Raw genomic sequence first — 23505 nt, forward strand, 5'->3', positions numbered from 1 at the left:
TGCTTTGCATATCGGGCTGATCGGGGGAATTGGTGTTGCTGCGACGGTGGCGTACTACCAGCGCCTGACAGCCGCAGTTTCCGCGCAGGGACAGGCGCTTGAACTGACCATTGTTCATGCCGACGTTCAGGAATTGATCCGCAACAACCTGGCGGATCAACGTGACGCGCAAGCGCAGGTATATGCCAGACTGATCGACCGGCTGAAGGCCGCAGGTGCGGATTGCGCAGCGATCACGTCTTTGGGTGGTCATTTCTGCTTTGACGAGACAGTGTCAAGATCATCGCTGCCCTTGGTTTCGGCGGTCAAGCCGCTTGATGCGTATTTCCAGACCCAGGGGTTTTCCAAAGTCGGCCTGTTGGGAACGCGCGTCGTGATGGAAACCCGTCTGTACGGTCAGCTTCAGCATACTCAAGCTGTTACGCTCGATGATGAGCTCGAGCCCCTCGCCCAAACCTATCAGGACATGGCGGTCTCTGGTACCTGTAGCGGCGATCAGCGATCCCTCTTTCTGGATGCCGGACGACGCATGGTTAATGAATTGGGCGCGGACGCTGTTGTTCTTGCCGGAACAGACCTCAACCTTGCCTTTGAAGGCCAGTCACCAGGCTATCGCGTCGTCGATGCACTTGATGTTCATATCGACCAATTGGCCAAGCTGGCCGCAGGTCATCTCTCACTGTCCGAAATCATACTAAGCGAATAGTCGAAAAGAAAAAGGAGAGCGGGAGCTCTCCTTCTCTATTTGGGCTTGGTTTCGTTCGAAAACCGTAACGATCAGCCGAATTGAGCAACCTGGTCCTCGATCATCTCGGCCATTTCAACTGCCTTATCGATCAGGAACAACGCTTCCATTTTCGAAGAGGCCTTAAGAGCGACTTCTTTTCCGACCTGGAACGCCATTGTGGTGTCTGTCGAGCTCGAGTCGGCAACTTCGCTCAGTGGTGCGCGCAATTGCCCAGGGCTGAGTTCCATTTCAGAGTCGAGCAGCAGCAGGAACACTCCGTTCCCCCAATAGGTCGCAAAATTGCGTTCGTTCTTGGTCGCCATCAACAGTGCGGCACCCGCAGCGCCCATGGTTTTGCGGAATTCCGCAGCACTGCTGGATTGGAAGATACGCTCGACATCAGCCACCTTGATGGCGACGATTTTCGAAACCATCGAATGCATGGTCGACAGTTGAATCACATAGTTTTCAAACTCGGAAAGACCCATACAACCCGGTAGATCGCCAAAGAATAACGGATCGCTAAGACGCATTTCGCTCGATACTTCGGGCTCTTGCCACGTATACCCGTCTGCTTCGAATACTTCGATGGCCGCGCGTCGTTCAGCCGCCATGCGATATGCATCACCGAGGCGTTGCTTCAGATCCGAAAACTCAAACGGTTTGGTTACATAATCTGTCGCGCCTGCCTCAAACGCTTCATCAATGTACTGCTTTTGCACCATGGCGGTGACCATGATGATAGGCGTAAACGTGTAGCCCGGCAGCTTTCTGGCTTCCTCACACAGAGCGATGCCATTCATTTGCGGCATCTGAACATCCAAAAGCAGGCAGTCGAACACCTCTTTCGGGTCATTCAAGATATCAAGTGCCTCTTGTCCACTTCTAGCGGTCACAATGTCTTCATAGCCAAAGGCGGCAAGCACGCTTTCGAGAAGCTCCAGAATGCTTGGATCGTCGTCCACAGCAAGTATACGCATAACTTTTCACCAACCTCTTTGCACCGGGCATACCGAAGGCTTTTGATCACCGTGAATAGTTCGGAAATCCGGCGCGTGAAACATATAGGGTCTTAACAGTATGACTAAAGAAAGCGGCAAAAGGGTGACGTTAGATTGGCTCGCATATGTCTGCCCAAAACTTTTCGGCATTCCGGTACAGATCAGCGGGCGAACACACGTCAAACGGGAACGCCGAGGCGTTTTATCCAGAATGCAAGCCACCTCAGCACCTGATTTGGCCCGATCTTTTCGTTTCTCCACCCGCCACAATCAGACTGCGAGGCAGGTAAAACGAATCGAAATAAGAAAAACTTATTATGTTTATTTTCAATATTTTAACAGACCCCTTTCGCGCTTGGGCCTCTAAGGCCAGCATGCCCGGAGTGTTAATAACTGGGCTTTCTGTGACCCAAGTGCCACTCTACACGCCTTGAGGGAGGTGAAAGTGACACACAATCAGGAATTTCTGCCATTTACGTCACTAGGTTGTAGACAATCCCTGCTGAATCTTGTCATAAGTGTGGCGAATGTATGGGAAAAATATGGACCAACCACTCAGGTATGCGCAGGAATATCCGGCGCCGGACGCTTTTCCGGACCTGCAACCGGCCAATGACACTCGGGCCGCACCAACAGCTGGAGCGCAACGCAATTTATATGCGTTGAAGCGCAAGTCGCCGACACCTCATGGTGAAATCGGCGGGGTTCAGGCGACCGTCATGAACTTTCGCAACATCCATGAGCACGGCACTTTGCTCGCAAAATACCTTGAGATGCGTAAGCATATCTTTATCGACCGGCTGAACTGGCAGGTCGGTGAGGTAGACGGTATGGAATTCGACCAATACGACACCCCTGCATGCCAATGGGTGGTTCTACATGAATTCGGTGAGGTTCTTGGTGGTGTCAGGCTGATGCCGACCACCGCCCAATGCGGAATTTACAGCTATATGCTGCGCGATGCGCAACGCGGCATTTTGAAAGGTCTTCCGACAGACATATTGTTCATTGACGCACCTGTAAAAAGCAACGTTTGGGAAGCGTCTAGGTTCTTCATCAGCGATAGTGTTTCGTCTTCGCGCAGATTGGCGATCCAACAAGAGCTTTTTCATCAAATGACACTCGCAGCCCGAGCCGGTGGTGCGACAAGAATTTTGGGGATCGTCCCTGCGGTTTGGGCGCGTTGGTCACGCCGTCTGGGTGTTGGCGCATCACCTATCGGTGCAAAATTCTCAATTGACGGGACATGGAGCCAATCGGTCTTGTTCAACATCGAGAGCTACGCCAGCTGAAAGAGATTTGTCAGCTTACCGCGCTGCAATCGCCCGCATTCTAACCGCACCTAATCTGCTCGCGTGCGCGTGGCGCGCCTTGACCTTTCGCGATAGCTAAGATCCAAGCGCGCCTCAATAACGTCAAGAAATTACCCAATTTCTTGTGCGTTTTCTTGGATTTCGCCGCCGTTTTGTCTCAGTTGCTTCCTAGTGTGCCTAGGCTAGTCGAGTCAGAAGCGGTTACAAGTATGAAACAGGTCAATCTCAGCAGCGATCGGTTCCAAAGCAAACTTGAGATGCGTGCACTCAAGCAGGCCACTCTCAGTGTGTTGGCCGTTGACGATGAACCCGGCATTCTTGAAATGCTCCAGTCTGCCTTGCCTGAATTGGAAAACTGTCAAGTCACAACCGCCACAACAGCCGACGATGCCTTGGAATTAATTCGAAGTGCCAAAACGCCCTTCGACTGTTTGCTTTTGGACATTCAGATGCCCGAAAAAAACGGCATCGAGTTGCTGCGCGAAATCCGACGCGTACCCGGCAACCAGAACACGCCTGTAATTATGCTCACGGCAATGGACGATCGCAAACATATCGAAGATGCGTTCCTCGAAGGTGCCTTCGATTACATCACCAAGCCCTTTGATTTCTTCGAGTTGCGCAGCCGCATGAATGCAGCACATCTGTTGATGATGGAGCGGATCAAAACGCAGACTTCGACAGCCTCGATCCGGAACCTGCGCGAAGAATTGGACCACAGTCAGCAGTTCAGGTTTGATGATCCGCTTACTCTTGATGGGCTAAAACGCTGCCTTCGTTGCGTTGAATTCAGCAACTATCTCGAACAGATGACGCGCGCGCGCCGCTCAGACACCTGGGTCACCGCCGTTAAACTGCAGGACGCTCAATATCGGTTTGATCTGGGCGACTATGGCGGCTTCCGTCGCGCCATCTCTGACATCGGAGAATGTATCGAAGGCGTAACGCGCGACAGCGAATCTATCTTCTCATATCGCGGCAGCGGTGTATTCCTAATTGTGACCCACGGGCGCGAGTGTACAGATCAGATACCCTCAGAAGAGGTCCTAAACCAAAAGCTGGCAATGATCCTCAGCAACCGATGCGCCTCGGTCCATCTGAAAACTGTAATGAGCACGGCGGTTTCCATGCGTTCGATTTCCAAGGCCGGTGTCTCGGCAGCCCTAAACAAAGCCCTCGATCAGGTCAGCGAACGAGAGGACGCCTTTCGCAAAGGCACAATCGTACCGTTGCGCCCCGTTTCTAAGGATGTGTCGGACACAAAGAAAAAGGGCACAGGGCGTCTATTCGAAACGGTGATGCAAGAGCTTTACGGGAACAATTCCTATTTGGCCCGGAAATAAAACCTAGCTGACACGTTCGGCATTCAGGACAAGCGGCCCACTGGTGCGCATTGTGAATGTTAGAACCGGCTCGGGTAATTCAAAATCAGAAAGCGAGAAATTGATCCGCCTCAGCAACGAGGCCATCAAGACCATGATCTCGGTTTCTGCATATTGCGCGCCGATGCATATTCTTGGGCCGTCTCCGAACGGAATATACTGCCCGCGGGGCAAATTGGCGTTCATGAACCGCTCAGGTCGGTACTCGGCCGGCGCGTCCCACAGTCGCTCATTCCTGTGCAGTGAATAAACTGGATAGAAAAGCGCGTCGCCCTTTGCGATCTTGATTCCTTTTATTTCAACATCTGCCGTCGCATCGCGCGCAAAGAATGCCGCCGAAGGATAAAGGCGCAGCGTTTCTTTGATATGGGCGCGAAGCAATGGCATCTTTTCAAGATCGGCAAATTCAATCGGCCCACTGGCGCGCACCGACAGTATCTCGTTTCGGATGCTGTTTTGGACTTCCGGGTTCAAAGCCAGCAAATAGTAACCCCACGCCAGAGCATTGGCCGAAGTTTCATGGCCGGCCACGACAAATGTCAGCAGGTTATCGACCGTCGTTTCCTTGTCCTCGAAATCCGTCTTCAACGCTTCGATCATGAAATCCAGAAAGTCTTGCGGCTCTTCCCGATTTTGCGCTCGACGTTGTTCAATGACCAGTCGCGCCAGATCGCGCATCTTGGTAACGGGTGCTTTGCTGACGACCCATTTCTTTCGCGGCAACCACTTGGGCAATCCCATCAGGTCAAAGAGCGAAAGATCAGAAATATAGTTAAAATAGGCGATGAGCCCAACACGGATCTGTTCAGCGCTGACCTCTTCATTTCCCGAGAAAATCACCCGAGAGATATTGGTCAGTGTAGACGCGGGCGCAATTTGAGCCATGTCCACGGGGCCTTCGTTTTCGGCCAGCGAGTCGGCGACCTCCATGCCAGTTTCGGCAAAGTGACGTGCAAGAACCGGCAGATTTCTGGCCGCGAAAAGCGGCGAATACCTGCGCCTCTGCTGGCGCCATTTTTCACCCTCAGACAAAATCAAACCGTTGCCGACGGCAGATCCGATGATGTCCTTGGTGAACTTCGCCTTTGGAAATGAGCGCCCCTGTCCAACAAGGAGTTCCGTGATCATTTCCGGATCACAAATGTAATGGATGTTCAAAGGGCCGCGAACATACGTCTCGCGCAACGTTTCTGCCGGTATGACTTCGAGCATGTTTCGCCCGGCCGATCTTGCAAATTGCAAAAGTGACACCGGTTCCTCAGCAAGCCTTGCCGAAACGGGGGTGACATCAAATTGCCTCATTTTCGTCATGCCAGCAGCGGTCAAACCGTAATTCCTTTAAGATATTCGAGAACGCTCTGCCCCATTTACGGAGATATTTTCCGGATTGGCAACGTTATCGCCAAATTTTCGCCTCAACTCGGGCACTTAAGCAACAAGAAGTCTTTGGGCTCGACCGTTTCAACCAAACGGTTGCGCTGAACAATCACCGGGCTTGATTGATGACTATTGTCAAACTGTGAACCCAATTCCGACCAACTACGTCCTCATTGTTCAGCTAAGACCGAAACGAACGTTCGAATAACGAAGTTATTGCAATGACAGCCATCGAAGCAGCTCAACTGGCCCGGTCAAAGAACGAACCGGAAGACCGGCTACTGCAGAATATCAAAGACTACACGGCCATGAGCTTTGAGCTCTTGTGGCAGCGGCAAGCGATTTTTCTTGCCACGACGATACTGACCGCGTTCTTCTTTGATCCGATAAATGCGCTGTTGTTTTATGGCACAATCCTGATTTGCGAAGCTCAGGACCTTATCCTGGCCAAACGCGTGCCAAAGCTAAGGCCAGAACAACACAAAGCCATCGCAATGATGGTCATGTGGATACTGCTAAACACTATCCTCAGTTCGATCGCCATATGCTTGTACGCCGTCTCAGTCGCCTTCAAGCAAGAATCCGGTGGACATTTCACCCCTTTGTTCTTCCTTTTCGCAGCTGCCTTGTTCGCGGCGATGAACAACCATCAATTCGTTTGGGCAATGATCGTACGACTGGCCATGTACGGCATTTCGTTCATGATCATTGTCGTCAAAGACCTGTGGGTCGTCAGGCCACCGCTGTCGTCCGAGCTTTGGCTGCATTTCTTCACAGTTGTCTTTGTAATGTACTTTCTGATCGACTGTTCGCTTGTTTTCCTCAAGCTCTATCGAAGAAATCTGGAACAGTTGGAGAGATTGAAAGAAGAACATGAAAGAACAAAAGCGGCCTATGTCGCAAAAACCCAGTTCATATCGACAATTAGCCACGAGCTTCGCACGCCCCTAACTTCGATCAAGGGGTCGATTGACCTGATCAATTCCGGTGCTTTGGGTGAGGTTCCCGACAAGATGCTGAACCTCGTGCAGTTGGCCGGAAAGAACAGTGAGCGGCTGGCCTCGTTGATCAACGACATCCTGGACATCCAGAAAATGGAATCCGGTGAGATGAGTTATCGCGAAATCACGATCAGCGCTCAGGCTTTGACCCGCGAGGCGATTTCGTCGAACCTTGGATTTGCCAGCGCCCACAACGTCGAAATCAAAGAAGATATTCCGAAAACGGAAGAACTGTTGGTGCAAGGCGATGACGTTCGTCTTCAGCAGGTCTTGACCAACATGATTTCCAATGCGGCCAAATTTTCTTTTGACGGCGGGGAAATCACTGTCGGATGCAAGCGGATCGGCGACCGCGTGCGTTTCTTTGTCAAGGATCAGGGTATCGGAATACCACAAGGCAGTCGCGACAAGGTGTTTGATCGTTTCTCACAGATCGACTCGTCGGACGAGCGTCATGCGGGTGGAACTGGGCTTGGCATGAATATTTCCAAGCAGATTGTCGAACACTTTGGCGGAACGATTGATTACGAAAGCACACTTGGCAAAGGCAGCACGTTCTACGTTGATCTTCCGCTGTCCACCAAGGAAGAGCGCGCGGCATCCGCTGTTTCGGTGATACCGCAAGCCAGAATAGTACCATCCGAGTAAAGCACCCGCTGCTACAATTCCTTCAGGTCGAAGGCAGCCACTGGCTGAGCGCCATAAGACAAGCCCGACTTGAAATGTAGCTCCGAGCCGTCGACGCGCTTGATCTTGAAGGCTTTGCTGGTCAGATCTCGCGCCTCTTCGCCCGGCGGCAGTTCGCCATTCCATCCTCCAAGCGGATGATTGGCGCAGCAGTCAAAGTCGCAAAGATCGAATGTCTGAACGACCTTTACTGCACCGGGCAACTTTGTGCCTTCGCAGCGATACTGCTTTGGGAAACGGGGATCGTTGCAGACCATGTCTTGAACCTCGACGTCATCATTCCACTCAAAGCGATCAAAAGCCTCGCGCGGCGGGCCGGCATTTTCTGGATACTCGGCATCGTAGAGACCCAACAGCGTATAGCGATCATTCCATTCGCTTGTGCGCCCCTTTTTTGCATAGGTCGTCCGCGTCTGGGCCGAGTTGAAGATCGACCAAAACCCTTTGCGCGCCCGCGGTGGCATATTGCCCGTCTTGTCCGGCGGCCCCAGGAATTTGAAAACCTTGCCGCCCTGATTATCCTGCCCGATCAAACCCGGTCGGCGGTCATTCAGAACCCAGTTGGCCAGAACGATAAAGTCTCGCATCGCGACCCCATCGATCGAGAACGCGGCGTGGCAATTGTAGAACCGGTTGTTGTAGATACACCAGTCCTCGGCCCCCAGCTCTGGCTCGACGGCGTTATCACGGATAAAGGCAAAGCTATTGTCGTGAATGCGCACATTGCGGTTCCGGGTTATGCGCGGTTCTTTCTTGGTGCCCTCGATCCGCTTCTCGCGAATGTCCATTCGGATGGCATTGAACGCGTGGCTGATCTTGCAGTTTCGAACCACAACCTGGCCTTCTATGTCGAAAGCCCCCAACATCGCGCCGTTGAAAAAACTGGCGTCAAAATGGTCGCGCTTTCCCTTCACCTCGGGCCAGGTATGGCGCCCATCCCACATGTCATGATCAGGGTCCTGCACCCATGTGATGCCATCCAGAACCAGACCTTTGGTGGGTTTCTGATCTGTCTGTCGCGCATACAGGAAATACCGCCCACCTGTGCCGCTACATCCCCGCACCGTCACATCCCTGCAGGATCTGAGGTAGATCGCATTGGGCCAGCAATTTTCAAAACTCAGGTTTTCGATCACGATATGATCTGCACCAAACAGTTTGAGAAAAGCAAAATCGCCATCCAGCGGCTCCAGCCCGCCATGCCGCCCGTCATCGCGTGTTTTTCCACCGTCCAGCACCGCGCGGCCCCGGCGTGGCCCGCGAATTGTGATGGGGTGTGTTTTGGTTCCCGAGATCGCGATCACGGTTGGTGTGGGATAACGGCCCGGCAAAAGCTCAATCGTATCGCCGGGCCTGGCCTTGCCAATCGCCGTTTGCAGATCAAAAGCCCAGTCAGACGACTGATCGGTGTTGTCGCGTCGACGCAAGCTGGGGGCCGCAAAGATCAATGCCATAGCGTATCCAATCAATTTTCCTGAAACAGGAAAATTGAACGAAATTCGACCGCGCGGCGCAAGTGTTTTGCAACAAGGCGGCACCAATGGCGCGGCTCACCGGCCTCATACAGGGATCTGACGATCAGCGGTTAAACGAACCTATTGACGTAGTTTTCCAGTTTCTCTTGCCGACCCGAGCGCGGATTCGGGTTGATCCCCTGGTCCAAGACGCGCGCGGTGATCTGGTCCAGATCGCTGTCCAACATCGCCTCAGCTTCCGGGTCGGACCAACCCGCATAGCGTTCGCTCAGCGCCGCCTCCAGACCACCATCTTCGATCATCGCCGCAGCAGCTTTCAGACCACGGGCGCAGATGTCCATCCCACCGACATGAGCAGCCACCAGATCTTCGGCATCAATCGACTGACGGCGGATCTTGGCGTCAAAGTTGGTGCCCCCGGTGGTGAAACCTCCATCCTTGAGGATGTGGTAATAGGCCAGCGCCACCTCGGGCGTGTTGTTGGGGAACTGATCGGTATCCCAGCCCGACTGGTAATCGTTGCGGTTCATGTCGATCGACCCCAGCATCCCTTCTGCCGTGGCCACCGCAATCTCGTGTTCGAAACTGTGGCCAGCCAGAATGGCGTGCCCCTGTTCCAGATTCAGCTTCACCTCATTCTCAAGCCCATACTTTCTTAGGAACCCGATGCAGGTTGCGGCGTCGTAATCATATTGATGTTTTGACGGTTCCTGCGGTTTTGGCTCCACCAGAATGGTGCCTTTGAAGCCGATCTTGTGCTTGTATTCGACAACCATGTTCAGAAAGCGGCCCATGTGATCCAACTCGGCCGTCAGATCCGTGTTGAGCAGGGTTTCATACCCTTCACGCCCGCCCCAAAGTACATAGTTTTCACCGCCCAGTTTATGAGTCGCATCGATGCACGATTTTACGGTCGCCGCAGCAAAAGCAAACACGTCTGGATCAGGGTTTGTACTGGCGCCTGACATCCAGCGGCGGTGGCTGAACATATTGGCCGTGCCCCAAAGCAGCTTGGTGCCAACCTGCTGCATTTTCTCACCGATATAGTCGGTGATCTCGTTCAAAGTGCGCAGATTGTCAGCGAAATTGCCCTGCTCGGGCCGAACATCAACGTCGTGCCAGCAGAAGTAAGGCTGCCCCAGAATGTCAAACATCTCAAAGGCGATGTCCGCCTTCAGACAGGCGCGGGACATGTCGTCTTGCGGGTACCAAGGGCGCTCAAAGGTCGGACCGCCAAACGGATCGCCGCCTTCCCATGCAAAGGAATGCCACCATGCGACAGCAAAACGCAGGTGATCTTCCATACGCTTGCCCATCACGATTTCGTCTGGGTTGTAATGGCGGAAAGCCAGCGGGTTCTTGCTGTCCAATCCTTCGTATCGAACTTTTTCGATACCCTCAAAAAAACCGCTGGTCATGGTCTTACCTACTCTGTTTTTTGTCCTGGTTGCTTGCCCAGAATAATCATGGACAGCAAATCGTCATCTGTAACGTCGGCGATGTCGACCGTTCCAACCAGTTTCCCGTTTTTCATGACCGACGCGCGGTCACACAGTTCCATCACCGCATGTACATCATGGTCGATAAGGAATATTCCGATCCCCTGCGCCTTGAGCTGATGGATCAGATCCGCCACCATCTGCGTTTCATGAGGGCCCAAAGCTGCGGTCGGCTCGTCCATGATCAGAATACGTGCGTTGAAATAGACCGCCCGTGCGATGGCAACCGATTGTCTTTGCCCACCCGAAAGCGCCGAGACCGGGTCGTTGAACTTTTGAAAGTTCGGATTGAGCTGCGCCATGATCTTGCGGCATTCGGCCTCCATCGCGGCATCATTGACCAGACCCATTGGCGTGATCATCTCGCGCCCCAGAAACAGGTTCGAGGTCGCATCCAGATTGTCGGCCAGGGCAAGCGTCTGATAGATCGTCTCGATATTGTTGGCACGCGCATCGCGCGGGTTGCCGATTTCGACCGGTTTGCCATCAATCAGGATCTCGCCCTGATCCATCTGGTAAGCACCCGACAACACTTTGATCAGCGTCGATTTCCCCGCCCCGTTATGGCCCAGAAGGCCAACAACCTCACCGGGATAAAGATCGACAGAGACATGATCCACCGCCTTGATCCCGCCAAATGAGATCGAGATGTCCCGCATCTCGACCAGAGGCGGTTGGCCGGAGCCACGACCAGAACTTGAAACCTGTTTTTGAGTGTCCTGAGTTTCCATCACTTGGCCCCCAATCGCTTGCGGTAGACGATGTCGATATAGACGGCCAGCACCAGAACGCTGCCGACAACGATGTTTTGAAACGGAGCATCCACACCAACCATGGCCATGCCCGATTGCAACGCTTGCATGATCAACGCGCCCAGTATCGCGCCGTAGATCGTCCCAAGACCACCAGACAATGCGGTGCCTCCGATCACGGCCGCCGCGATCACCCGCAGTTCGTCCAGCGTCCCTATATCGTTCGAATGGTTGGCCAGACGCGCCGATGCGACAACGGCTGACACGGCACACAGAAAGCCCATCAAGGCAAAGATCTTTACGGTCAGCAGGCGCGTATTGATCCCCGAAAGCTCTGCCGCGTCCGGGTTCCCTCCGGTGGCAAAGATATAGCGGCCAAACCGCGTTTTGCGCGCCACAACGGTCAGTGTGACGGCGACAATGATCAGAATAAGGACCGAAATCGGGATACCATATCCAACGACCAGCCCCTCGGGCATTACCTCACCCCGCGCCTCAAACATGCGCTCTAGCCGGCGCGTCGGGATCGCATAGCTGTTGACGATGTAGACATATCCTAGGATGGCGATCGCGATGATGGCCGCCAAAGTTGCCTCGGCCCAAACGGGTTTGACAGGGAAACCATGCGCGGACTTGGCACGCCTGCCGCTCCACAAGGCCCAGATCGCTACCGCCGTCGCGGCAAATCCAAACAGCCAGCTTGTGGTCGTGCCCAACGTACCGTTGGTACCACCAAACATGAGGAACGTGCTGTCCAGCGGGCCAATGGTCTGACCGCTGGTCATGTACCATGCCACGTTTCGCCAAACCAGAAATCCGCCCAATGTAACAATGAAGGCAGGGATCGTCAGATAACCCACCATCCATCCGTGGAACGCCCCGATCAGAGTGCCGACAAACAGACCAACAACAACGGTTATGGCCCATGTCAGCGGATTGTTCAGGCCCATGCCCAGGATGTTCGGCAATAGCTCGGTCTGCGTCATTGCCATTACGGCTGAGGTGGTCGCCAAAAGCGCACCGACCGACAAATCGATATGTCGCGTCACGATGATAAAGACCATGCCACAGGCCATGATGGCCACCGAGACGGTCTGAATGGACAGGTTGAACAGGTTCCGGGGTGTCAGAAAACGCCCGTCAGTGACGATGTTGAACCCGATGCAAAGGATGACAAAGGCGCCGATCATACCCAAAAGTCGCATATCCAGTTCCAACTGCTGGAACAGGTTCTGCTTTGCTTTTTGAGGTACCGGCTGAGACGAAGTTTCGGTCATTTCCGATCTTTCATGTTCAGCAAAGGGTCCCTGGCCCAAAGCGCGGGCCAGGGACTTTTAGGTTTAGTTACAAGGTGCTGGGCCGTTCTCGACGCCCTGGCACAGATCCTCCAGAGGGATCCAGCCAGCATCTACAACAACCGACAGGTTGTCTTGTGTGATCGGAACCGGTGCCAGGAAGACCGAGTTCATTGTCGTGCCACCCGGCGAGGTCCAGCTGATCGCACCATCAACATCGCTCGGGCTTGTACCACCACTCAGGGCAACAGCAATCTCACCTGCCGCTTTGCCAAGCTCGCGCGCGTCTTTCCAGACGGACACAGTTTGCGTGCCCAGCGCAACTCGGTTCAGCGCCGCGTGATCGCCATCCTGACCCGAAACCGGAATACCTTCCATGCCTTGCGCGGTCAGCGCCGCAACAACACCACCCGCCGTGCCGTCATTCGAGGCAACAACCGCGTCAACGTTGTTTTCATTGGCGGTCAGGATCTGTTCCATGTTCCGCTGCGCGTTGGCTGGAAGCCAGCCATCGGTATAGGCTTCGCCGACGATGACGATGTCACCGCTTTCAACTGCGGCCTCAATGATCTCTTGCTGGCCACCGCGCAGGAAATCTGCGTTCGGGTCAGTGGGCGAACCCTTGATCATCACATAGTTGCCTTTGGGCATTGCTTCAAAAACGGCGCGTGCCTGCATGCGACCAACTTCGACATTGTCGAATGTCAGATAAAAGGCGCGATCGTCTTCGATCAGACGGTCATAGGCAATCACCGGGATGCCTTCATCTGCAGCCGCCTGCACGGCGGGGCCAATGGCCTGTGCGTCCTGCGCCAGAATGATCAGGGCGTCGACACCCTGCGCAATCAGGCTTTCGATATCCGCCAATTGTTTGGCAGAAGACGATTGCGCATCAGCCGAGATATATTCGGCACCCCCCGCTTCAAGCGCGGATTTGATCGCCGCCTCGTCTGTTTTCCAACGTTCTTCCTGAAAGTTGGACCAGCTTACGCCGACGACTGGCTCGGCGAATGCAACTGTTCCAAGCAGAACTGCAGCGGCCGAAAAACCGAGAATTCGTTTCATGATTTCCTCCCAATTGTCGAGCCAACGTCCTTGATTCGTGGCCCTCACGAATTTGGATAGCATATTTATTTCAGTCGGTAAAATATTTAGTGTTCAAAACCCTCCCACTTGGCTAAAAATGGGTAAGCTGCAGGAATCGGAACGGTAAGATGCTGAAAAGCAATGCTTCTCTAAAAACACTGGACCAAAGAAATGTAACGCGGCTTCGCGTTTTGGATCACATCAGGACGCGCGGATCGATTTCGCGGATCGACATCGCATCTGCTTTGAATACCAGTCCGGCAACGGTCACCGCTGCAACAGCCGATTTGATTTCAGCAGGCTTGATCCGGGAAGTTGAAGGCAATGCAAACCCGAATGCGGTAAAGCGCGGACGACCGCGTGTCTTGCTGCAGTTAGACGCAAGCGCCCATCTCGTTGCAGGGATAAAAGTGGCCCGTCAGTTTATCTCGGCCATTCTGGTGGATTTTGAAGGCAACGAAGTCGTCACGCATGAATACCCGCTGCAGAAGGCAAGAATGACGCCCACCGAGTTCGTTCAAACCATCGGCGCCGCATTGGATGAAACTTGTGCCAAATTTGGTGTCAGTGCCGATGCCGTGGCTGGTATTGCAATAGGTGTGGCCGGGCTTCTCGATGCAGAACGAAACTTCGTCCATTGGTCCTCTTCGATCACCGAGCGCAATGTCGATTTCAGTAAACTGCTGACGGACGCTTTGCCTTGCCCAGCCTTTATTGAAAATGACGCAAACCTTGTGGCCAAGGGTGAGCAGCTTTTCGGTATGGGCAAGGGATTGAAGAACTTTCTGGTTGTGACGATTGAACATGGTGTTGGGCTGGGTATCGTCCTTGATGGCAAACTATTCCGTGGGGAACGCGGTTGCGGGGCCGAGTTCGGTCACCTCAAAGTGCAGCTCGATGGTGCATTGTGCCAATGTGGTCAGCGCGGCTGCCTCGAAGCCTATGTGGGCGACTATGCTCTGATCCGGGAAATGACCGTAATTGGGGCCAGTGAACAGTTGAAATCCGTCTCTGACATTTTCCAACGCGCGCATGACGGCGATGATCGCGCTGCGTCCGTGCTTGCACGCGCAGGCCAGGTGTTTGGGCTTGGAGTCTCCAATCTGATTAACCTGTTCGATCCCGAATGTATCATTCTGTCTGGAACCCAAGCCAATATCGACCACCTGTGCACCGATGAGGTCATGAACCGTATCGAACGCGGCGTGGTGAAGGTTGATGCCCCACTGCCCGAGATCAAGATCCACCATTGGGGTGACCAGATCTGGACCAAAGGGGCCGCCGCATACGGAATCGAGCAGGTCTCGATCCTAAAAGTGAACGAGCTTGCCAAACATGCGTCTTAGTCCGGTTTTCACTCTTATCTTTGCAACAGCCGCAACTGCCGAGGTCGCGCTGCCAACGTTCGAACAGATCGCAATTCCCGAGCATGTCTATGACGGCGGATGGGAACACTTCGTCGGCGGGGGAGTGGCGGTGTTTGACTGCAACGGTGATGACCTGCCAGAGCTTTTTGTGGCCGGGGGATCCAACCCGGCGCAACTGTTCCTGAACACCTCGCAGAATGGGGTCTCATTTCGCAGCGCCACTCCCGACACTTTGACCTTAACCGGAATCTCCGGGGCATACCCGCTGGATATCGACAGCGATGGCCTGATGGATCTGGCAATTTTGCGAGTTGGTGAGGATCTGCTGCTGCAAGGCAAACCAGACTGCGCCTTCGCGCCCTTCGAAGCCATAGGATTTCAATCCACAGACCATTGGACAACCGCGTTCTCGGCCACTTGGGAGGCGGGCCAAACCCTACCGACTCTGGCCTTTGGCACCTATGTCGATCGGCTCAACCCAGATGGGCCGTTCGAAGCTTGCGGACCAACGCTGCTCTATCGCCCCGCAGGTACAACCTATGCAGAACCGCAGCATCTGACACCCGGCTATTGTGCGCTTTCCATCCTGTTTTCCGACTGGGCGCGGAGCGGGCGAGCAGATTTACGGGTCAGCAATGACCGGCACTATTACGTCCGAGGCGGCGCAGAGCAGATGTGGGCGATGGAACCTACGCCCCGGCTTTATTCTGCGGATGAGGGATGGTTGCCCTATTCGATCTGGGGCATGGGCATCGCCTCGCGCGATTTGACGGGCGACGGATACCCTGAGGTTTTTTTGACGTCGATGGGTGATCAGAAGTTGCAGGTGTTCGACCCGGTCGCGGATGGCCCGACATGGCGCGATGCGACCTATGACAAGGGGACCACTGCGCATCGACCGCATGCAGGGGAGGATGGACGGCCTTCGACCGGCTGGCACGCACAGTTTGCCGACGTCAATAATGATGGGCGTGACGATATCTTTGTGGCCAAAGGCAATGTCGAACAGATGCCGGACGCAGCGATGAGCGACCCCAACAACCTGCTTTTACAGCAACCCGATGGGCAGTTCGTTGAAGCCTCGGTGGATGCGGGTGTCGCCTCGATGTCCAAGTCGCGCGGCGGAGCGGTTGTGGATCTGAACAACGATGGACATCTGGATCTGGTAGTCGTGAACCGCGGCTCTGCGCTGGAGATGTATGAGAACCAGACCGGCCCGGGAAACTGGCTGCTTGTTGAGGTCGAGCAACCTGGGACAAACCGCGCAGCCGTAGGAGGGTTCATAGAAATCGAAACCGAACAGGGCCTGCAAACGCGCGAAATCACCATTGGCGGCGGCCATGCTGGTGGCATCGCGGGCCAGCATCATTTCGGCTTAGGCGACGCGGTTGAGGCCCGGTTACGGGTGATCTGGCCCGATGGCACGGTTGGCCCATGGCAGAACGTAGCGCCCAATCAGATCATCCGCATTCAACGCTGATCATTGGTCGACCGGCAAACCGCTGGGCACCTGTTTCGGGACTCCCAGGCGCAGGGCCGGATCCTCAAGACTACCTAGAAAACTCATAATATCGCCGATTTCGGCGTCGCTCAGTTGGATCGGTTCCAGATCATTGGACGCAGCTATTGCATCGACAAGGGACGCGTCCAGCATCGGCTTTTCATCCTCAGCGCCGGGGAATTCGGGCAAATGCGCCGACGCCACGGCGTAGTCCCGCAGCGACTGCACCGGATCCAGATGATGGCGGACGACATCTTCCAACTCGGCATAGGCTCCGCTGTGCCCATAGGGCGCGGTCAGCGTAACGTTGCGCAGGGACGGCGTTCTGAATGCAAAGGCGTCGTCTGCATCACCAGTGACGCGCAATCGCCCGTCATCGCGGGCATGGTTTTCAAATCGCGCAGCTTTGCCCGGCCCGATCTGCGGCATGGCAATGGAATGAAACCCGTGATCTGTCTGGAACCAGCCGGAATGGCAGCTGCTGCACCCGGCTTCGCCATAAAATATATCCATGCCGCGCTGTTGAGCGTCCGAGAGGTCGCCTTCACCACGCATTGCCCGATCAAACGCACTGTTATCCGCGCGCCACTCGAACGCGATAAAGTCGGCGATAACGTTGGCGATACCGGTGAATGAAATCTCTTCGCCTGGATAGACGTCCTGAAACCGCTGCTGGTATTCTGGGATCTCGGCAACGCGCGCAGCGATCAAATCCCACGCACCACCTTCTTGCGACAGAAAGCCCAGCCGCACAGCTTGACTGATTTCGTTCTCCGAATAGTGTCCGGCCATTTCGTCAGGCGACAAAACCGGGAACATGGCCTGTGCCGCCAGCGCAGATTGGAACCCCGATCTCATATGCGTGCTGAGCGGTGTTCTGATCCCGTCCGGTTCACCTGGCGCGGCCTCAAGCCGGCCATCGTGAAAGAAGGTCCTGAACTCGGTTGCACCCAGGTTCCAAAGACCCGGAGAATTGCGGGGTATTCTCTGTTCCGGCAAGTTTTCGGGGTCAAGAACCCGCCCATCCCCAAGCCCTACCCCGCCCTCGCCGACCCCAAGCGACAGGCCGTCCGAGGTTCCAAGATCAGGGTGATGACATGTGGCGCAGCTGATGTTTCGATTGCCCGACAGGATCGGATCGTAGAACAATAGCTGGCCAAGCTCGACCGCATTCAGATCCAGCTGCGGAAATTCGGGCTTGGGGCCAAGGTCCAGCGCCATTCCGACCGAGCCCGTCAAACACAGCCCAGAAACTGCGCCGACCAATCCACGTTTCACACCCGATCCTCCACAATCTCCAAGACCAGCTTTTGATAGTAGGGCTTTTCAGGCGAGTACAATACTGAAGGGAATGACGGTGTGTTGACCGCATTAGGATAGCCCGACGGCTCGATACACAATCCGGCGCTATCCCAAAACGGAAAAGACATCTGTACCGCCGAATAGACCTGTGCCCCAGGCTGGTCGGAATAGACCCGCAAGGTCAGACCGGATTCCGCAACAAGCTCGGCAACCGGTTCGTTGGTGGATCGCTTAGCATTGAAAACGAAAAAACTGTCCAGACCCTCTGCGCAGTCACCAATCGGACGCGCAGCAGTGAAGTCCCGCGTTGACCCCTTCACCTGGTGAATTGGCCCGTTTGCAACACCCTGAGCGTCGGTGTCTAAAATTCGGTCCGACATGATCCTGAGATGTGCATCGGTCATACCGCCGAGATTACCCAGAGTATAATAATTGTGCTGCGCGATGCTGATCGGAGTTGGCCGATCCGGCTTGGCCGTTATTTCGTACGTCAGGCGCGGATATTTCAGCGTCACACGAACCTCAAATGCCACCAAACCGGGAAAACCACATTCCCCGTCTGGCGAGGCGTAATACATCACAGCCTGATTGGCGTTGGACTGTTTAATTTGCCAATATTGGCGCGACAGAGCGTGGAAACCGCCATGCAAGCTATTCGCACCTTCATTTGCGTCCAACAGGTTTTCAACATCCTCCAGTCGGAACCGCGCCCCGCCGATCCGGTTGGCGACCCGTCCCACGATGGCACCCAGATAGAACGGGTCTGACAGGTAATCCTGCGGGTTTTCATACCCAAGGATCAGCGGCGTTTCACCCAAAACCCAGCTTTGCGTGATCGCGCCATAGTTCAGCAACGAGGCCGACATGTCGTGATCTCTGAGAGTAACGCGTTCAATCTGCACGGCTTTGCCCCAGGCCTTTGTCTAACGCGCGGCCAAAGGGGCCACGGCTTTGTAATACTGCCTATACCGCTGATACGCGTTTTCATAGGCATCCAACAACTCAGCGCGCGGCTCTATATGTTCGGCAATCGATGGTGCGACCATTACGTCGCTTGGGGTGGCAACTGTGACCGCACAAGCCGCCAATCGCGCAGCGCCCATCGCGGCCCCGAACTCACTGCCTTCGGGCAGGGCGAGCGGGACATCAAGCACAGTTGCAAGGGTTTCCAGCCAGAACCGGGATCGCGCGCCCCCGCCCACAGCCAGCAATCGGCTTGGCTCCGTGCCCGTAGCTTTGAGCGCTTCAAGGCAATCGCGCATTGCGAAACTCACACCTTCCATCACCGATTGAGTCAAATCCGCCGGTTCCGATGACACGTCGATCCCAAGAAAGGCACCTCGAATGGCGCTGTCATTATGGGGCGTGCGCTCCCCCGACAGGTAAGGCAGGAACGTAATCGCAGAAGGACCGTTCACTTGATCAGGCAGCGCTCCAGCCAAGGCACTGACAGGTTGGCCGAGATTGCGCGACAACCAGTTCATGCTGTTTGTCGCCGACAGGATAACCCCCATCTGGATCCACCTGTCCGGCACCGCGTGGCAAAAACAATGTACCGCTGTTTCCGGGTCGGGCGCATAAGCGTTCTTGGCGACCAGCAGCACGCCAGAGGTGCCCAGAGACAAAAAGCCCGTGCCTTCGTCAATCGCCCCGATACCACAAGCGGCGGCGGCATTGTCACCGGCACCACCGGCAACGATAACCGGCCCGGACATCCCCCAGTCATGCAACAACTGGGCCCGCACTTCACCACCTGGCGCATTGCCCTCCACCAGATCGGGCATCTGGCTGGCGTTCATATGGCTCAGCTCCAGCGCCTTGCCCGACCACGCGCGCTGTCCGACATCCAACCAGGCGGTTCCCGCGCTGTCGGACATCTCGCTGAAGAGCTCTCCCGTCAGCCAATAGCGCAAATAGTCTTTCGGCAGGAGGACCTTGGCTGTTTTGGCGAATATGTTGGGCTCGTGGGCCCGAACCCAAGCAAGTTTGGGCGCGGTAAAGCCGGGAAAGACGATATTCCCGGTGATCGCGCGCATGTCAGACAGGCCATCCAAAGCAGAGGCCTCATTGGCTGAGCGGGTGTCATTCCATAAGATGCACGGCCGCAGAACCTGCCCCGCCTCATCGAGCAGAGTCGCCCCGTGCATGTGGCCGCTCAGCCCGATGCCACGGACCGAAGCCAGAGCGTTTGGGTTCGCCTGTTTCAGACCTGCGATGACGCGCTGACAAGCCTCAACCCAATCCGCAGGGTCCTGTTCCGACCACCCCGGCGACGGGGTCGAGGTTTCTATTGCGGCCTCAGCCTCAGCGATGATCTGCATCTGGTCATCGACCAGCAGCCCTCGCAGGCCCGAAGTGCCCAAATCCAGACCTAGAAACATGTTTGATCCTTCCCGATCACGCGCTTTTCAAGACAGCCGATGCCGGCCGCAATAGAACTCGGTCAATCCAGCTTGACCCAAGCAGAGTTGCGCGCCGCGCTTTGGACACAGGCACCTACGAATTTCACACCGCTCAGCCCATCCTGAATTGTTGGATAGACAACCGACGCGTCCGGCGTCTTGCCGTTTCGATGCGCTTGAATGGCCTCTGCCGCTTCGCTGTAGATATTGGCAAACCCTTCCAGATAACCCTCGGGATGGCCCGGAGGCACGCGGCTTATGCGGTTTGCCGCATCCCCTGCCCCAGCCCCGTTTCGGGTGATCAGGCGCTTGGGTTCGCCATAGGGAGTGAACCACAGATAGTTCGGATCCTCCTGCGCCCATTCCAGACCCCCCTTGTCACCATAGACCCGCAAGCGCAGAGCATTTTCATTGCCGGGTGCCACCTGCGAACACCAAAGCATCCCCCGCGCACCGCCCTTGAAGCGCAACATGACATGGGCGTTGTCATCCACAGGCCGCCCGGGCACAAAGGCCTGCAAATCAGCGGCCAGGCTTTCAGCCTCCAGCCCCGTGACAAAGCAGGCCAGGTTATAGGCGTGCGTTCCGATATCCCCGGTTGATCCCCCCGCGCCCGAGCGTTCGGGATCGGTGCGCCATTCAGCCTGTTTGAAGTCCTGCTGTTCGGTCAACCAGTCCTGCGGGTATTCCACCTGCAACACACGAATGGTGCCGATGTCGCCATTGGCTACCATCTCTTGCGCCTGCCGCACCATCGGATAGCCGGTATAATTGTGCGTCAGGATGAACAGAGCGTCCGAGCTTTCTGCTGCTTTGACCAGCTTTTTCGCGTCGCTCAGAGTCGAAGTCAGTGGTTTGTCACAAATGACATGAATGCCCCGTTTCAGAAACTCGCGCGCCGCCGCATAGTGAACATGGTTGGGCGTTACGATTGATACCGCTTCGATCCCTGATTTCAGCCGGGCCTCACGGATCGCCATCTGCTTGAAGTCATCATAGATCCGCGCAAGCCCCAAAGCCTCACCGCTGGCCTGTGCTTTTTCCGGCGTCGAGGACAATGCGCCAGCGACAAGCTCGAACTTGTCGTCCAGTCGCGCGGCGATACGATGTACGCCGCCGATAAAGGCGTCGTTGCCACCACCGACCATACCAAGGCGAATACGGCCCGAGAGGTTTTCGTTACGTCCAGTAACCATCAGTCGATCCCCAGCATCTTGCGGTTTGCAGCCTCATCGGTTCCGCCATCTGCGAAATCGTCAAACGCCTTTTCTGTAACGCGGATAATATGATCCGAGACGAATTGCGCCCCTTCCCGCGCGCCGTCCTCGGGGTGCTTCAGGCAGCATTCCCATTCGACAACCGCCCAGCCATCGAAGTCATTCGCGGCCATTTTCGAGAACACTGCCCCAAAATCCACCTGCCCATCGCCCAGCGACCGGAACCGGCCTGCACGGTCGACCCAGCTTTGATAGCCCGAATAGACACCTTGCCGACCGGTTGGATTGAACTCGGCATCCTTGACGTGGAACATTCTGATCCGGTCTTTGTAGATGTCGATATTGTCCAGATAATCGAGGCACTGAAGGATGTAATGTGACGGGTCATAGAGCATGCAGGCCCGCGCATGGTTACCGGTTCTTTCCAGGAACATCTCATATGTGATGCCATCATGCAGGTCCTCGCCCGGATGGATCTCGTAACAGACGTCGACGCCGCACTCTTCGGCGTGGTTCAGGATCGGCAGCCAACGGCGCGCAAGCTCATCAAAGGCGGTTTCAACCAAACCCGCCGGACGTTGTGGCCAGGGGTAAAGATATGGCCAGGCCAGCGCGCCAGAAAAAGTCGCATGCGCATTGATCCCCAGGTTGCGCGAGGCCGACAACGCCTTTTTGACCTGATCCACCGCCCATTCCTGGCGGGCTTTGGGGTTGCCCCGAACGCTTTCGGCAGCAAAGCCGTCAAAGGCGGTGTCATAGGCAGGATGCACCGCAACCAATTGCCCCTGAAGATGGGTCGAAAGCTCGGTGACTTCGGCGCCGTTCTCCTGCGCCTGCCCCTTGAACGCGTCGCAGTAGTCCTTGCTGGTCGCCGCAGTTTCAAGATCAAACAGCCTGTCGTCCCAACTGGGTACCTGCACCCCCTTATAGCCGCATTCGGCCGCCCATTTGGTGATCGCGTCCCACGAGTTGAAGGGCGCCTCGTCTCCGGCAAACTGTGCCAGAAACAAAGCCGGGCCTTTGATTGTTTTCATGGTGTTTCCTCCCAGAACCCAAAACCCCTAACGGGGCAAATTTTCTTTCAGATAAATGTCAGTGCGGATACGTTCCTGTGCCCTGTTGAAAGGCACCTTGTCCGAAGTCGCGCGCAACAGGCGAACCGCAGAGCGAATGATATGCCCAGAATCTTGTGAAATTAGAGCGTCAAAAATCCCTTTTCGCAAGGCTTCGCGGCTAAGCGGGGTCAGTTCATGAGCAATGATCACCAGATCCTTGCCGATTCTGTGATCTGACAGAAACTGAACAAGACCTGCATTACCCGCAGCGGACGAATAAATCCCGACAAGATCAGGGTAGGTCTCAAAAATCTCGGGCAACAACTTGTAGATCAGTTTCGGGTCGTCGCGACCTTCGACCGAAGCCACAACTTCGAGATGCGGAAAATCTTCCGAAACCACCAGGTCGAAACCCTGTCGACGTTCCAGGTGATCACGGGCAAGCCGCGATCCGGTCAGAACCAGAACCTTCCCTTTGCGATGCACAAAGCGCCCCATCAACTGTGCCGCAGTTCGCCCGGCCGAGACATTGTCGATCCCGACAAAATGATCCCGATCAGAACTTGGCAAATCAGACACCAATGCGACCACCGGAACGCCTTTGTCTCGGGTTCGTTTCACAGCATCCCGAACCGATGGGGTTTCTGGCCCGAACACTGCGACACCGTCTGTTTCCCCGCTATCGATCCCATCAAGAAGATTGACGATTTCTTGCGGATCAAAGGGCGCGACTTTCTTGATTGAGATGCGGGTCCGCTCGATGAATTGGTCACGGGATTGCTCGGTAATCTGCGCGGTTAACGCCTCGATGAACTCATTGTCCGTGTCGGGCAGAATGAACAAAAACCTGTACACGCGCTTTCGCGCCAGATTGGCCGCTGCCGTATCGCGGACGTAACCCAGCTTATCGATCGCCTTTTGCACTTTCTGGACGGTCACAGAGCGCACTCCGGGGCGTCTGTTCAGAACCCTGTCGACCGTCGCAAGGCTGACACCGGCCACACGCGCGATGTCATTGACCGTTGGCTTTTTCACCAATTCTAGTTTTTGTTTCTGGTCTTCCACG

19 protein-coding genes are annotated in these 23505 nt (G+C 55.3%); 6 read left to right on the top strand and 13 right to left on the bottom strand.

Annotated features, from left to right (window positions below; translation table 11 throughout):
• The first annotated feature begins 4 nt into the window (after positions 1-4).
• On the top strand, positions 5-706 hold the full coding sequence (locus GOW40_RS16705; RefSeq protein ID WP_171133030.1) for an aspartate/glutamate racemase family protein: 702 nt from the start codon (positions 5-7) through the stop codon (positions 704-706).
• Positions 707-777: 71 nt separating this feature from the next.
• On the opposite strand, the gene GOW40_RS16710 is transcribed toward GOW40_RS16705, so the two are convergent.
• Complete coding sequence (locus GOW40_RS16710) at positions 778-1707, bottom strand: PleD family two-component system response regulator (protein WP_171133031.1); 930 nt, start codon at positions 1705-1707, stop codon at positions 778-780.
• Positions 1708-2270: 563 nt separating this feature from the next.
• Here GOW40_RS16710 and GOW40_RS16715 point away from each other — a divergent pair.
• Together GOW40_RS16715 and GOW40_RS16720 are read left to right on the top strand one after the other, a co-directional pair.
• Positions 2271-3020, top strand: a complete 750-nt coding sequence (locus tag GOW40_RS16715) for an acyl-homoserine-lactone synthase (protein WP_254430573.1) — start codon at positions 2271-2273, stop codon at positions 3018-3020.
• A 230-nt stretch (positions 3021-3250) separates the two neighbouring features.
• Positions 3251-4384, top strand: coding sequence for a PleD family two-component system response regulator (locus GOW40_RS16720; protein ID WP_171133032.1), 1134 nt, complete (start codon positions 3251-3253; stop codon positions 4382-4384).
• 3 nt (positions 4385-4387) lie between these two features.
• Here GOW40_RS16720 and GOW40_RS16725 read toward each other — a convergent pair whose 3' ends face one another.
• On the bottom strand, positions 4388-5734 hold the full coding sequence (locus GOW40_RS16725; RefSeq protein ID WP_171231093.1) for a cytochrome P450: 1347 nt from the start codon (positions 5732-5734) through the stop codon (positions 4388-4390).
• A 287-nt stretch (positions 5735-6021) separates the two neighbouring features.
• Between GOW40_RS16725 and GOW40_RS16730 the strand changes: the two genes are divergently transcribed.
• Entirely contained in the window at positions 6022-7449 is a 1428-nt protein-coding gene (locus GOW40_RS16730) for a cell wall metabolism sensor histidine kinase WalK (protein ID WP_171133033.1), read from the top strand.
• 11 nt (positions 7450-7460) lie between these two features.
• Here GOW40_RS16730 and GOW40_RS16735 read toward each other — a convergent pair whose 3' ends face one another.
• The 5 genes from GOW40_RS16735 to xylF all read right to left on the bottom strand — a co-directional run bounded on the left by GOW40_RS16735 (position 7461) and on the right by xylF (position 13574).
• Entirely contained in the window at positions 7461-8942 is a 1482-nt protein-coding gene (locus GOW40_RS16735) for a hypothetical protein (RefSeq protein ID WP_171133034.1), read from the bottom strand.
• Positions 8943-9073: 131 nt separating this feature from the next.
• Entirely contained in the window at positions 9074-10381 is a 1308-nt protein-coding gene (gene xylA / locus GOW40_RS16740; RefSeq protein ID WP_171133035.1) for a xylose isomerase, read from the bottom strand.
• 8 nt (positions 10382-10389) lie between these two features.
• Positions 10390-11193, bottom strand: coding sequence for an ATP-binding cassette domain-containing protein (locus GOW40_RS16745; protein ID WP_171102436.1), 804 nt, complete (start codon positions 11191-11193; stop codon positions 10390-10392).
• On the bottom strand, positions 11193-12491 hold the full coding sequence (locus tag GOW40_RS16750; RefSeq protein WP_171133036.1) for a sugar ABC transporter permease: 1299 nt from the start codon (positions 12489-12491) through the stop codon (positions 11193-11195). Before GOW40_RS16750 ends, GOW40_RS16745 begins: the two co-directional genes overlap by 1 nt.
• A gap of 63 nt (positions 12492-12554) precedes the next feature.
• The gene (gene xylF, locus GOW40_RS16755) at positions 12555-13574 is read right to left on the bottom strand and encodes a D-xylose ABC transporter substrate-binding protein (protein WP_171102439.1); all 1020 of its coding nucleotides are present in this window, start codon (positions 13572-13574) and stop codon (positions 12555-12557) included.
• Between the two features lie 149 nt (positions 13575-13723).
• Here xylF and GOW40_RS16760 point away from each other — a divergent pair, with 149 nt between their 5' ends.
• Positions 13724-14941 (top strand): ROK family transcriptional regulator, encoded by a 1218-nt coding sequence (locus tag GOW40_RS16760; protein WP_171133037.1) that lies wholly within the window; start codon positions 13724-13726, stop codon positions 14939-14941.
• The gene (locus tag GOW40_RS16765) at positions 14931-16442 is read left to right on the top strand and encodes a CRTAC1 family protein (RefSeq protein WP_171136715.1); all 1512 of its coding nucleotides are present in this window, start codon (positions 14931-14933) and stop codon (positions 16440-16442) included. Before GOW40_RS16760 ends, GOW40_RS16765 begins: the two co-directional genes overlap by 11 nt.
• Here the strand turns inward: GOW40_RS16765 and GOW40_RS16770 are convergent, their stop codons facing one another.
• From GOW40_RS16770 to GOW40_RS16795, 6 genes are all read right to left on the bottom strand, one after another.
• Complete coding sequence (locus GOW40_RS16770; RefSeq protein WP_171133120.1) at positions 16443-17684, bottom strand: cytochrome-c peroxidase; 1242 nt, start codon at positions 17682-17684, stop codon at positions 16443-16445.
• Positions 17685-17737: 53 nt separating this feature from the next.
• Positions 17738-18667 carry an aldose epimerase family protein gene (locus GOW40_RS16775; protein ID WP_171133039.1) on the bottom strand — a complete coding sequence of 310 codons (930 nt, stop codon included), beginning with the start codon at positions 18665-18667 and terminating at the stop codon, positions 17738-17740.
• 21 nt (positions 18668-18688) lie between these two features.
• The gene (gene xylB, locus GOW40_RS16780; protein WP_171133040.1) at positions 18689-20146 is read right to left on the bottom strand and encodes a xylulokinase; all 1458 of its coding nucleotides are present in this window, start codon (positions 20144-20146) and stop codon (positions 18689-18691) included.
• 62 nt (positions 20147-20208) lie between these two features.
• Positions 20209-21363: a Gfo/Idh/MocA family protein gene (locus tag GOW40_RS16785; protein ID WP_171133041.1), complete on the bottom strand. Its 1155-nt coding sequence runs from the start codon at positions 21361-21363 to the stop codon at positions 20209-20211.
• Positions 21363-22418, bottom strand: a complete 1056-nt coding sequence (locus tag GOW40_RS16790; protein ID WP_171133042.1) for a sugar phosphate isomerase/epimerase — start codon at positions 22416-22418, stop codon at positions 21363-21365. The genes GOW40_RS16785 and GOW40_RS16790 overlap by 1 nt, the downstream gene beginning before the upstream one ends.
• A 27-nt stretch (positions 22419-22445) precedes the next feature.
• Positions 22446-23504: a LacI family DNA-binding transcriptional regulator gene (locus tag GOW40_RS16795; protein ID WP_171133043.1), complete on the bottom strand. Its 1059-nt coding sequence runs from the start codon at positions 23502-23504 to the stop codon at positions 22446-22448.
• Between the last annotated feature and the right edge of the window lies 1 nt (position 23505).

Source organism: Ruegeria sp. HKCCA6707 (assembly GCF_013033515.1).
Classification (GTDB): domain Bacteria; phylum Pseudomonadota; class Alphaproteobacteria; order Rhodobacterales; family Rhodobacteraceae; genus Ruegeria.

What these genes read in the sequence shown, in the direction of transcription:
- GOW40_RS16710 (WP_171133031.1), bottom strand. Translation starts at nt 1,707, where the DNA reads ATGCGTATACTTGCTGTGGACGACGATCCAAGCATTCTGGAGCTTCTC.
- GOW40_RS16715 (WP_254430573.1), top strand. Translation starts at nt 2,271, where the DNA reads ATGGACCAACCACTCAGGTATGCGCAGGAATATCCGGCGCCGGACGCT.
- GOW40_RS16720 (WP_171133032.1), top strand. Translation starts at nt 3,251, where the DNA reads ATGAAACAGGTCAATCTCAGCAGCGATCGGTTCCAAAGCAAACTTGAG.
- GOW40_RS16725 (WP_171231093.1), bottom strand. Translation starts at nt 5,734, where the DNA reads ATGACGAAAATGAGGCAATTTGATGTCACCCCCGTTTCGGCAAGGCTT.
- GOW40_RS16730 (WP_171133033.1), top strand. Translation starts at nt 6,022, where the DNA reads ATGACAGCCATCGAAGCAGCTCAACTGGCCCGGTCAAAGAACGAACCG.
- GOW40_RS16735 (WP_171133034.1), bottom strand. Translation starts at nt 8,942, where the DNA reads ATGGCATTGATCTTTGCGGCCCCCAGCTTGCGTCGACGCGACAACACC.
- xylA (WP_171133035.1), bottom strand. Translation starts at nt 10,381, where the DNA reads ATGACCAGCGGTTTTTTTGAGGGTATCGAAAAAGTTCGATACGAAGGA.
- GOW40_RS16745 (WP_171102436.1), bottom strand. Translation starts at nt 11,193, where the DNA reads ATGGAAACTCAGGACACTCAAAAACAGGTTTCAAGTTCTGGTCGTGGC.
- GOW40_RS16750 (WP_171133036.1), bottom strand. Translation starts at nt 12,491, where the DNA reads ATGACCGAAACTTCGTCTCAGCCGGTACCTCAAAAAGCAAAGCAGAAC.
- xylF (WP_171102439.1), bottom strand. Translation starts at nt 13,574, where the DNA reads ATGAAACGAATTCTCGGTTTTTCGGCCGCTGCAGTTCTGCTTGGAACA.
- GOW40_RS16760 (WP_171133037.1), top strand. Translation starts at nt 13,724, where the DNA reads ATGCTGAAAAGCAATGCTTCTCTAAAAACACTGGACCAAAGAAATGTA.
- GOW40_RS16765 (WP_171136715.1), top strand. Translation starts at nt 14,931, where the DNA reads ATGCGTCTTAGTCCGGTTTTCACTCTTATCTTTGCAACAGCCGCAACT.
- GOW40_RS16770 (WP_171133120.1), bottom strand. Translation starts at nt 17,684, where the DNA reads ATGGCGCTGGACCTTGGCCCCAAGCCCGAATTTCCGCAGCTGGATCTG.
- xylB (WP_171133040.1), bottom strand. Translation starts at nt 20,146, where the DNA reads ATGTTTCTAGGTCTGGATTTGGGCACTTCGGGCCTGCGAGGGCTGCTG.
- GOW40_RS16785 (WP_171133041.1), bottom strand. Translation starts at nt 21,363, where the DNA reads ATGGTTACTGGACGTAACGAAAACCTCTCGGGCCGTATTCGCCTTGGT.
- GOW40_RS16790 (WP_171133042.1), bottom strand. Translation starts at nt 22,418, where the DNA reads ATGAAAACAATCAAAGGCCCGGCTTTGTTTCTGGCACAGTTTGCCGGA.